The organism is Mycobacterium sp., assembly GCF_051006775.1.
Taxonomy (GTDB): domain Bacteria; phylum Actinomycetota; class Actinomycetes; order Mycobacteriales; family Mycobacteriaceae; genus Mycobacterium.
Genome location: NZ_JBPCSX010000200.1, coordinates 1 through 5,375, shown reverse-complemented (window position 1 = coordinate 5,375; position 5,375 = coordinate 1). Strand labels below are relative to the sequence as shown.

The following is a 5,375-nucleotide window of genomic DNA, read 5'->3' as shown; positions in this document are numbered from 1 at the left end:
CGCCAGTACGCCGCGGAACTCCGGGTCAGCTTGAACGCCGGAATGTACTTGGTGGTCGGGCAGTGCGGCCCGCGGCACAGGTCGCCCCAGACCCGTTCGCGGGTGCGGGGATTGAGGTTGTCGTAGGCGGTCAGTTCGTCGCCGCCAACCTCCATGATGTCGGCGTCACCAGACTTGTCGTCGACCAGTTCGAGCTTGTAAGGCTCCCCGGCCAACTCGGCACGGGCCTGATCCTTGGACTCATACACCCGCCGGGAGAACAGCTGACCCTCTTTGACGATGGCCTTCATCCGCTTCTCCAGCGCCTCGAGGTCATCGGGGGTGAACGCCTGCGGCACATCGAAGTCGTAGTAGAAACCGTCGGTGATCGGCGGTCCGATACCGAGCTTGGCCGTCGGGAACCGCTCCTGGACGGCCTGGGCAAGCACGTGGGCCGCAGAGTGCCGGATGACGCTGCGTCCCTCGTCGGTGTCGGCGGCGACCGGGGTCACCTCGGCATCGGCGTCGGGAACCCAGCTCAGATCGCGCAACTGACCGTCGGCGTCCTTGACCACGACGATCGCATCCGGCTCGCCGCGGCTGGGCAGCCCGGCATCGCGCACGGCAGCCCCGGCGGTGGTCCCGGCGGCAACCCGGATGACGGTCGCCGGTGCGGGGCTAACGGGGGTGCTCATCGTGGTCTCTTTCAGCGGGCGGTCAGATCGCGACAATGCTATCGGCAGACCTGATCAGGGCCTCATCAGATGGCAGGGTGGTCCCATGAAGCTCAGCTGCCTGGCCGCGCAATCGTTGACGTATGAGGAGGTCGGCGCGACGCGGGGTGCGATGCCGCCAGGCTACCGGCACGTTGTTGCCGGCAGACGGATCGGCACCGGGCGCGCCCGCTTCGAGCAGGCCGCAACTGCAGTGCTGCATTACGGGATGCTGCGCGGAGCCGGGGTTCGGGTACAGGCCACCACCGAGGCCGCCGAACCCGGTGCCGACGTGCTGGGGCGGCTGGGACCGTTCTTCGCGCCGTGCCGGGTGGTCTACGTCCTCGACGAACCGAACCGCCGCGGTTTCGCCTACGGAAGCCTGCCGGGGCATGCGGTCCGGGGCGAGGAGATGTTCGCCGTTCGCTACGACCCCGCCGACGACGGCGTCTACGCGGAGGTGGCCGCGTTCTCCCGGCCCGCGACCTGGTGGAGCCGGCTCGGTTCACCCGTGCTCGCGCTGGCGCAGAAGGTGGTGACGCGCCGCTATCTCGACGCGGTGTGACACCGGACCGGGCAGCCGGCCGTGGTTACATTCAAGCCGGGTTCTCGGAAGGACAGCACATGGGACTTCGTGGTGAGGCGGCGATCGTCGGCTTTGTCGAACTGCCCGCCACCCGCCGGCCCACCGGGCCGCCGGAGTTCACCATCGAACAGTGGGCGCGACTGGCTGCGGCCGCGTGTCAGGACGCCGGACTGCCGCCCTCCGAGGTCGACGGCATCTGCACCGGCCATCTCCAGGAGTCCCAGATTTTCGTGCCGTCGACGATCATCGAATACCTCGGTATCAGAGCCAATTTCGCCGAAATGGTCGATCTGGGCGGGGCCAGCGCGGCGGCGATGGTGTGGCGGGCGGCCGCGGCGATCGAGTTGGGTCAGTGCAACGCGGTGCTGTGTGTGGTGCCGGGCACGCCGCTGACGCCGATGACCGAGAAGCGACCGCCGGACTTCGGCGACATGCTGCACTTCGGCGCGTCGAGCAACCGTTACGGCTCACCGCAGGCCGAGTTCGAGATTCCGTACGGCAATCTGGGACAGAACGGCCCGTACGGTCAGGTGGCCACCCTCTACGGCGCTACCTACGGCTATGACGAGCGGGCGATCGCCAAGATCGCCGTCGATCAGCGGGTCAACGCCAACCACACTCCCGGGGCGATTTTCCGCGACACCCCGATCACCGTCGACGACGTGGTCAACAGCCCGATGATCGCCTCGCCGCTGCACATGCTGGAGATCGTGATGCCGGTGATGGGGGGTGCCGGAGTGCTGGTGACAAGTGCCGACCTCGCCCGCCGGTCGCGACGACGACCCGTGTGGGTCAAGGGATTCGGCGAACGGGTGCCCTACAAGATGCCGACATACGCCGAGGATCTACTGCAGACGCCGATGATCAAGGCGGCGCACTCGGCGTTCTCGATGGCCGGTCTGACACCGGCCGATATGGACATGGCATCGATCTACGACTGCTACACCATCACAACGCTGCTCAGCCTCGAAGACGCCGGGTTCTGCGAGAAAGGCACTGGTATGCGGTTCGTCGCCGACCATGATCTGACCTTCCGCGGCGACTTCCCGATGAATACGGCCGGTGGACAACTGGGATACGGGCAGGCCGGTCTGGCCGGCGGTATGCATCACGTGTGCGACGCCACCCGCCAGATCATGGGCCGGGCCGGGGATACCCAGGTTTCCGACTGCAACCGGGCGTTTGTCTCCGGTAACGGCGGGATCCTCTCCGAACAGACCACTCTGGTACTGGAAGGTGCCTGATATGAGCGCCTTCAGTCGGCCGATGCCGATCCCGACGCCCACCACCAAGCCGTTCTGGGATGCGCTCGCGGAGCACAAGATTCGTATCCAATACTCACCGTCGTCGGGACGCTACGTGTTCTACCCCCGGGTGCTCGCTCCGGGCACCCTCGCCGACGATCTTCAGTGGCGGGAGATTTCGGGAGCTGGGACGCTCTACACGTTCACGGTGGCCTACCGTGCGGTGGCACCGCATTTCGCCGAGCATGTGCCGCAGTTATTAGCCGTCGTGCAGTGGGATGAGGGACCGCGATTCGCCACCGAGATCGTCAACGCCGAACCCGCCCAACTCACAGTAGGCATGCGGGTGTATCCGGTTTTTCTGGACTGTCCCGATGATCGGGTCACGCTGCTGCAGTACCAGCCGGCCTGAACCCGTCAACGGTTCTAATGGGGCAGCGGTAATCCGGCGCCGACCGCGATGACTCCGGCAAGTGCAGCGGCCAGCAATGTGATCACCACGCCGCGGCGAGCGACGAGCAATACCACAGCCGCGAGGGCCAACACGACGTACTGCCACGGTTGAGTCAGGGTGCGTGCGAGTGCGACCGCTGAACCCCCGATGGCCCCGATTGCCGATGGACCCGCCCCGTCGAGGAACCTCCGGACGCCGGGACTGGCGCGGAGCCGGTCGAAATATGGAGCACCGATCAGTACGAATGCGAAGGAGGGACTGAATGCCACGACAGCAGCCAGCACACCCCCGAATAAACCGGCCGCTGCGTAGCCGACCACAGCGACGGTGTGGACCACCGGGCCGGGAGTGATCTGGCCCAGTGCGACAGCGTTGAGGAACTGGCCGCCGGTCATCCAGCCATGGACGTTGACGGCATCGTTCTGCATCAGCGGGACGATGACGAACCCGCCTCCGTAGGAGAGCGCACCAACTTTGATCGCCACCCAGGTCAGTGAAGACAACGTTCCAAGAGACAAAGATCCCAGTGCCAACAGCGGTATCGGCGCGATCGACAGCGAAGTGGCACCGGATCTGGACGGCCGCATCGCGACTTCGATCGCCCCGCAGGCGAGCAGGATCACGACCAACCACGGTCCGATCGTGGCGGCCGCAACGACTCCGGCGAGCAGGTACCCCGCCCACCGGAATCGGTAGGCCCGCCCACCTTCGCGCGCCCGCGCCCAACTGGACGGCAGCAATCCGGCTGCAGCATGCACCGCCACTGCGGCCACCGCCGCGCCGGCGCCTGCCCCTGCGGCCAGGACGGCCCGTGGCGGGGAGTTCTGCAGGAACAGGGCGGCCAACGCGAGGATGAGGATGAGTCCGGGGAGGACGAACGCCGCGCCGCCAATGACAGCGCCGGTCCGTCCCCGCACGCGCCAGGCGCATAGGACCGCCAGTTGGGTCGAGGCGGGTCCGGGCAGCAGGTTGCACGCCACGACGGCGTCCTCGAACTCCGCCGGCGATATCCATTTACGGCGCCCGACGCACAGATCACGAAGCAGTCTGATGTGTGTCGGAGGCCCCCCAAACCCCAGGCAGCCGATGCGGCCCCATTCCAGCAGGATTGCGATCAGGCCGGGTCGGGGTCGTGGATTCGCGCCGCCATCCTCCCCGCCCATCACTACAGAATAGGAATATTCGTGCCGCAATCACGGTGATCACGGCCCACATGTGCACCCGACGTTCACGTCGCGTTCATGGTCCGGTTCTGCGATAGCGCCTAACGCCTTCCTAGCATCAAGACATGCGGTCTGCCTATGGTGAGCAACTCGCGGCGCTAACCGACGAGTTGGCTGAGGTGTGCCGACTGGTGGGCGCCGCGATGGAGCGCGCCACCCACGCCCTACTGCACGCCGATCTGAGCGGCGCAGAGGATGTCATCGGCGGTCACGAGAAGATTTTCACCGCCGGCGCCAGGGTCGAGGAGGCCGGCCTCAATCTCCTGACGGCACAGACCTTGGTTGCGCGGGATCTGCGCGCGGTCATCTCCTCGATTCAGATCGTCGCCGATCTCGAACGGATGAGCGCGCTCGCTCTCCACGTCGCCGAGATCACCCGACTGCGCCATCCGCAGCCCGTCCTGCCTGATGACGTCAGCGGCTATTTTGCCGAGATGGGACGAACCGCTGTCGATTTGGGCGGTAAGGCCTCTCATGTCATCCAGTCAAGTGACCTCGGCATGGCCAGATACATCCGGGATGCAGACGATGCGATGGATGACATCCACCGCCACCTGTTCACCGTGCTGATGGACCGGGAATGGCACCACGGGACCACCGCAGCGGTGGACGTGACTCTGCTGAGCCGCTACTACGAGCGATTCGCCGATCATGCTGTGGAAATCTCGCGGCGCATCATCTTCCAGGCCACCGGCCAAAGCCAGAGTGGCGAGTGGACGGTTGCGACCAAACTCACGCCACGGTCGGCGGGCTTTGACAGCGTGTCGCCGGCACAGGGCGATCCCCGCGCGTCAATTCGTTAGCTCCGCCACACGTTCGTGTTGGGTCAGGCACGCACCGTTGACATACCGCCGTCCAAGCCCATGACCTGACCGGTGATCCAGCCGCTGTCCGGGGACAGCAGGAACCGCGCCAGGGCCGCGGCGTCTCCGGTGGTTCCGACCCGCTTGAGCGGGTAGCGCGCTGCCATGGCCTCGCGCTTGTCCGCAGTGCCGAGCATCCGTTCGACCAACGGGGTGTCCACCAGAGCCGGGGCGATTGCGTTGACCCGCACCTTGGGGGCCCATTCCGCGGCCAGCGAGCGCACGAGCCCCTCGACCGCCCCCTTGGCCGCGGCGACTGAGGAGTGCATCGGCATACCCTGACCCACCGCGACCGTGCTGAACAGCACCACGC

At 66.3% G+C, this 5,375-nt stretch carries 6 protein-coding genes and 1 pseudogene; 4 read left to right on the top strand and 3 right to left on the bottom strand.

Annotated features, from left to right (window positions below; all coding sequences use genetic code 11):
• A pseudogene (gene thrS / locus ACR2JI_RS14230) lies at positions 1–674 on the bottom strand (threonine--tRNA ligase); the annotation flags it as partial.
• 85 nt (positions 675–759) lie between these two features.
• On the opposite strand from thrS, the gene ACR2JI_RS14225 reads away from it, so the two are divergent.
• Genes ACR2JI_RS14225 through ACR2JI_RS14215 form a run of 3 tightly spaced genes read left to right on the top strand, consistent with a single transcriptional unit; the run spans position 760 to position 2,934 of the window.
• Positions 760–1,257 (top strand): DUF1990 domain-containing protein, encoded by a 498-nt coding sequence (locus ACR2JI_RS14225; RefSeq protein ID WP_526391033.1) that lies wholly within the window; start codon positions 760–762, stop codon positions 1,255–1,257.
• Positions 1,258–1,316: 59 nt separating this feature from the next.
• A complete protein-coding gene (locus ACR2JI_RS14220) occupies positions 1,317–2,522 on the top strand; it encodes a thiolase family protein (protein WP_526391031.1) in 1,206 nt (401 codons plus the stop codon).
• A gap of 1 nt (position 2,523) precedes the next feature.
• A complete protein-coding gene (locus tag ACR2JI_RS14215; RefSeq protein ID WP_526391029.1) occupies positions 2,524–2,934 on the top strand; it encodes a Zn-ribbon domain-containing OB-fold protein in 411 nt (136 codons plus the stop codon).
• 14 nt (positions 2,935–2,948) lie between these two features.
• On the opposite strand, the gene chrA is transcribed toward ACR2JI_RS14215, so the two are convergent.
• The gene (chrA, locus tag ACR2JI_RS14210) at positions 2,949–4,139 is read right to left on the bottom strand and encodes a chromate efflux transporter (RefSeq protein WP_526391027.1); all 1,191 of its coding nucleotides are present in this window, start codon (positions 4,137–4,139) and stop codon (positions 2,949–2,951) included.
• 125 nt (positions 4,140–4,264) lie between these two features.
• Between chrA and phoU the strand changes: the two genes are divergently transcribed.
• On the top strand, positions 4,265–5,002 hold the full coding sequence (gene phoU / locus ACR2JI_RS14205) for a phosphate signaling complex protein PhoU (RefSeq protein WP_526391025.1): 738 nt from the start codon (positions 4,265–4,267) through the stop codon (positions 5,000–5,002).
• Positions 5,003–5,025: 23 nt separating this feature from the next.
• On the opposite strand, the gene ACR2JI_RS14200 is transcribed toward phoU, so the two are convergent.
• A partial coding sequence (locus ACR2JI_RS14200) for an SDR family NAD(P)-dependent oxidoreductase (protein WP_526391023.1) occupies positions 5,026–5,375 on the bottom strand: 350 nt, incomplete at its 5' end.

Coding starts and splice junctions, on each gene's coding strand:
- ACR2JI_RS14215 (WP_526391029.1), top strand. CDS start 2,524: ATGAGCGCCTTCAGTCGGCCGATGCCGATCCCGACGCCCACCACCAAG.
- chrA (WP_526391027.1), bottom strand. CDS start 4,139: ATGGGCGGGGAGGATGGCGGCGCGAATCCACGACCCCGACCCGGCCTG.
- ACR2JI_RS14220 (WP_526391031.1), top strand. CDS start 1,317: ATGGGACTTCGTGGTGAGGCGGCGATCGTCGGCTTTGTCGAACTGCCC.
- ACR2JI_RS14225 (WP_526391033.1), top strand. CDS start 760: ATGAAGCTCAGCTGCCTGGCCGCGCAATCGTTGACGTATGAGGAGGTC.
- phoU (WP_526391025.1), top strand. CDS start 4,265: ATGCGGTCTGCCTATGGTGAGCAACTCGCGGCGCTAACCGACGAGTTG.